Source organism: Secundilactobacillus yichangensis (genome assembly GCF_016861565.1).
GTDB classification, from domain to species: domain Bacteria; phylum Bacillota; class Bacilli; order Lactobacillales; family Lactobacillaceae; genus Secundilactobacillus; species Secundilactobacillus yichangensis.
In genome coordinates this window covers 1-4,655 of sequence record NZ_BOLK01000031.1, presented here as the reverse complement: position 1 = coordinate 4,655, position 4,655 = coordinate 1, and the positions used below count along the sequence as shown (strand labels likewise).

General features: G+C 44.5%; 5 protein-coding genes. 2 read left to right on the top strand and 3 right to left on the bottom strand.

What is annotated here, in order from left to right; genetic code table 11:
• The 3 genes from JUE95_RS12685 to JUE95_RS12675 form a co-directional block, all read right to left on the bottom strand.
• On the bottom strand, positions 1 to 194 hold a 194-nt coding region (locus JUE95_RS12685; RefSeq protein WP_235995507.1), incomplete at its 3' end, for a helix-turn-helix domain-containing protein.
• Positions 195 to 424: 230 nt separating this feature from the next.
• Positions 425 to 2,317, bottom strand: coding sequence for an ABC transporter ATP-binding protein (locus JUE95_RS12680; protein WP_203652279.1), 1,893 nt, complete (start codon positions 2,315 to 2,317; stop codon positions 425 to 427).
• A complete protein-coding gene (locus JUE95_RS12675) occupies positions 2,317 to 4,050 on the bottom strand; it encodes an ABC transporter ATP-binding protein (RefSeq protein WP_203652277.1) in 1,734 nt (577 codons plus the stop codon). Before JUE95_RS12675 ends, JUE95_RS12680 begins: the two co-directional genes overlap by 1 nt.
• 180 nt (positions 4,051 to 4,230) lie before the next feature.
• Between JUE95_RS12675 and JUE95_RS12670 the strand changes: the two genes are divergently transcribed.
• Both JUE95_RS12670 and JUE95_RS12950 read left to right on the top strand, forming a co-directional pair.
• Entirely contained in the window at positions 4,231 to 4,368 is a 138-nt protein-coding gene (locus JUE95_RS12670; RefSeq protein ID WP_203652275.1) for a hypothetical protein, read from the top strand.
• Between the two features lie 130 nt (positions 4,369 to 4,498).
• On the top strand, positions 4,499 to 4,655 hold a 157-nt coding region (locus JUE95_RS12950; RefSeq protein WP_203652281.1), incomplete at its 3' end, for a helix-turn-helix domain-containing protein.

The window sequence follows — 4,655 nt, the reverse complement described above, 5'->3', positions numbered from 1 at the left end:
TTACTGAACTCATAAGCGCCCATATAGTGATATCCGCATTCATAACGCTGCCGGTTGATATCTAAAAACAGGTTGTAAGCCCAACGACTGCCGCCAATATGACAATCAATCTGCCAGGCCTGTTTTTCTGTCGGCTTAATTTCGACTTTATAGGTGAGTAACATCAGTTGTGCCGCCTTATTGAATTCAATCACCAAGGTGAGGTGTCCCTCATATTATACGGGATGGCTTTATCCCAAAACGCGTTTTAATGAAATTCATATAAATCACTACTTATATGCTATTAGCTAATACGGAAAATTTAGCTCCTGGCTTTAACCTTATTATATCTTTATCAGATTTATAAGCATACACAATAGGATAGAATCACCACTTTACACAGATTTATACCTTTTTACAGTAAAACACTTACTGTTCATTCCTCCTAACTGTATGAGATGCCTTCGGTAAATTGACTGTTGTACAGATCGGCATAGAAACCGCCCTTCTTGAGCAGACCGTCATGCGTCCCGGTTTCGACAATTGAGCCGTGGTTCATGACGATAATGTTATCGGCATTTTGAATTGTTGATAACCGATGGGCTACTACGAAACTAGTCCGATTCTTAAGCAACTGACTCATGGCATGCTGAATCTGCACTTCAGTTCGCGTATCAACGGAGCTGGTTGCTTCATCCAAAATGAGGATTTCGGGATCAGCAACGAAGGCTCTAGCGATGGTCACTAACTGACGCTGACCTTGAGAGATGTTGGAAGCATCTTCGTTTAGCACGGTGTCATAGCCATCTGGCAGCTTGCGGACGAATTCATCCACATGGGCCGCTTTAGCAGCATCCATGACTTCTTCTTTCGTGGCCGCTTCACGGCCGTACTTGATGTTGTCGTAAATACTGCCCGTAAATAGCCAGGAGTCTTGGAGCACCATGGCGAAGTGCGAGCGCAGAGCTTCACGGTCCATATTGCGGGTATCTTGACCGTTCAGCAGAATGGCACCGCCCTTAACGTCGTAGAAACGCTCAAGCAAGTTGATAATGGTTGTCTTTCCAGCACCAGTTGGCCCCACAATGGCGACCTGCTGACCAGGCTTGACGGTCAGGTTGTAATCCTTCATCAGTAATTCTTCGTTATCGTAACCAAACTTCACGTGGTCCATTTCAAGCAGATTACTAGTCTGTTTAACGGGCGTATCAGTGGAAGTATCTTTCATTTCTTCCTCGTCCAGTACTTCAAAGACCCGTTCGGCAGAGGCCACGGTGGTCTGAATCGTGTTCAGCAAGTTGGCCAGCTGCGAAATTGGCTGTGAGAACTGGTTCGTATATTGCAAAAAGGCCTGTACGTTACCAAGGGTGATATTACCGTTAGCAACCGAAATACCGCCAATAATGGCAACGAAGACATAACCGATATTGTTCAGGAACATCATCAGTGGCATGATGACACCGGATACGAACTGGGCTTTCCAAGCTGATTGATAGTAGACCTTGTTTTGCTTTTCAAAGGCGTCAATGGTGTCTTGTTCCTTATTAAAACTCTTCAAGACTTGCAGACCAGAGTAATTCTCTTCAACCTGGTTATTCATCAACCCTAAACTCTTTTGCTGACTGGCAAAGTATTTCTGTGATTTAGGAGCGACAATGCCCACAATGACGAGACTGAGCGGAATGGTAATTAAGGCAATCAGTGATAGTTTCCAGCTAATCGTCATCATCATCCACAAGGTCCCAATAAAAGTGACGGTTGAGGTGACCGCTTGAGTCAAACTTTGTTGTAGCACGTTAGCGATGTTATCCATATCGTTAACGGCCCGGCTCATAATGTCCCCGTTACTGTGGGTATCGTAGTAGCGGATTGGAACAACGCGCATTTTTCGTTTCATATTTCGCCGCAGCTTGTAGACCGTTCTTTGGGAAATCAGGGTCATCAGCCATTGCTGAAGAAAACTGAAGACCGCTGCGGTAAGGTACATTAAGCCGACAATGATGATAATGTGAATAATTTTATCGAAATTAATGGGGAGGTGGGAGAGGTTGAAGCCGGCTTTTTGTTGGGATTGCCCCTTCATGACACCGGTAAAAATCTCAGTAGTGGCTTTCCCTAAAATCTTAGGGGTTCGAATTTGGAAGATGACGCTGGTAATTGCAAAAATCAGCACCAAAATGAGGCCAAAAATTCGGTCCGACATGTAACTCATTAACCGGCGAGCCGTACCCCAGAAGTTCTTGGGCTTTTCAACGAGTCCTTGACCGTGGCCGGGACCATGACCTGGGCCGCCGACATTACTAGAACGGGTGGATTGTTTTGACTTTGAATCTGCCATTATTCGTCATCCCCCTTTCTCATCTGTGAATTGATAATTTCTTGATAAACCTTATTAGTCTTTCGCAGTTCATCATGAGTGCCCTTACCGACTAATTGACCGTTATCAAGAACCAGAATCAAATCGGCGTCAGCCACCGTGGCGATCCGCTGGGCAACAATTACTGTAATGCTCTTTTGAATGTGTTCATCTTGACGTAATTCAGCCCGTAAATCAGCATCAGTCTTAAAGTCTAGTGCGGAGAAGGAATCGTCAAAGACGTAGATCGCAGCTTGCTTAACTAGGGCACGGGCAATCGCTAGGCGTTGCCGCTGACCACCAGAGAAGTTACCGCCACCTTGTTCAACGTACATATCAAGGCCGTCTGGGTCAGCTTCGACGAAGTCGCGGGCACGGGCAATTTCCAGTGCGTGCCAGATTTCGTCATCGGTAGCATCCGGTTTCCCATAGCGCATGTTTTCACGCAGCGTACCCGTAAATAAGGTCGCTTTTTGTGGTACAAGAGAAACTGCATCCCGTAATTTTTCTGGAGCAATCTGAGTGGTATCGATACCATCAATTTTAATTTGGCCTTTTTCAACGTCGTAAAAACGCGGAATCAAGTTGATCAACGTGGATTTTCCAGAGCCGGTACCACCTATAATAGCAACTGTCTGGCCACTTTTGGCACTGAAATCGATGTCGGTTAACGCTGGCTTTTCAGCGTTGCGGTAGCGATAAGTGACGTGGTCAAATTCCAAGCTGTGGGCGGCTTCAACGGGTAAATTCTTAGGCTTTTCGGCGACTTTCATCGACGATTTCAAATCAAAGACCTGTTGAATCCGTTTAGCTGAAGCTTGCGCCCGTGGAATGAAAATCATGACCATTGAAAGCATCATGAAGCTCATCAAAATTTGCATCGCGTACGTCATGAAGGCGATTAAATTACCAACTTGCATCGCCTGATTACCAATTAAACGGGCACCAAATAAAATAATGGCAACGTTAGTGCCGCTCATAATTAAAGTCATCACTGGAAAAGCTAGTGCTAACAGGGTGTTAACGTTGATGGCGTTTTTTGTATAGTCAACGTTGGCATCTTCGAAGCGGTCCTGTTCAAACTGATCTTGGCGAAAAGCCCGAATAACGCGAACGCCAGTTAAGCCTTCACGGAAAATTCGGTTGATCCGGTCGGTTTTGGTTTGCATGGCTTGGAACATTGGCATAGCAAACTTCAGCATGATTCCCATAAAAAGCGCTAATAATGGCAGTGCCACCACAAAGACCAGGGTCAATGTGTGATTTTTATTGTAGGCAAGGAAGCTGGCCCCAATCAGCATAATAGGTGCCATGATCATCATTCTTAACATCATAATGGCGACGTTTTGAATTTGGACCACATCGTTGGTGGTTCGGGTTATTAATGAAGAAGTTTCAATTTCATCGTATTCGTCGGTGGAGAGGTTCATGACCTTGCGATAAATGTCGCTTCGCAGGTTTTGACCGAGTTTTTGCGAGGTTGTCGCTGCCAGAAAAACGTTACAGATCGCGGCAACGATACTGAGCAATGAGAACCCGATCATCTTCATACCGACTTTCCAAATGTAGCTGATATTACCTGTCGCAACCCCATTGTTAACAATATCAGAGGTCAAACTAGGCAGGTTCAGGTTAGCAATAACCTGAATGGTCATGAATATAATCGCGCCGAGAACGGCTAGATAGGAGACACGACCCTTGGCAATTTTGAGCATTGCATAATCTCCTTTCGTGTGTGCAAAACAAACATGTGCAACCAATTATTGTACACCTATTTGACAAAAAGGCACGTAAAAAGTTGCTTTTGATTATCGGGTGAAAAAATGGCAGCGAGTGTTGCAATCTGGAACGTATGTTCGTATAATGGAAGCAGTTAAACGTGGAGGTGGCCAGTGATGCCAGATAAAAACGATGTCGTGATCCATTTACCCCAGTCGGTTGATATCAACGAATTTGCTCATATTTTAGAAGCTGCCTTTGAGGAGCACGGCATCGAATCATATCAAGTGAGTTATCATTTACACCAAAAATAGCAACCTCTAATATTAAATTTTGGGTCTTAAAAAAAGCTTAAAGCGGGTGCCTTTGATGAAGGCGGCTATACTCCCTCTATAGTAGACAAGCAAATAATTAAAGCTTGTGTACTATAGAGGGAGTTTTTGTATGGGAAAAAAAGGATCCAGATACACGCTGGCAGAAAAACTAGCGTGTATTCAATTGGTGGAATCTGGAATTTCACCGAGTGCAGTAGGCACTAGTTTTAACATTAAGGATGATCAGATTATTCAGTGGATAGAACGATATCATCGTCTTGGAACTA

Coding starts and splice junctions, on each gene's coding strand:
- JUE95_RS12670 (WP_203652275.1), top strand. CDS start 4,231: ATGCCAGATAAAAACGATGTCGTGATCCATTTACCCCAGTCGGTTGAT.
- JUE95_RS12680 (WP_203652279.1), bottom strand. CDS start 2,317: ATGGCAGATTCAAAGTCAAAACAATCCACCCGTTCTAGTAATGTCGGC.
- JUE95_RS12675 (WP_203652277.1), bottom strand. CDS start 4,050: ATGCTCAAAATTGCCAAGGGTCGTGTCTCCTATCTAGCCGTTCTCGGC.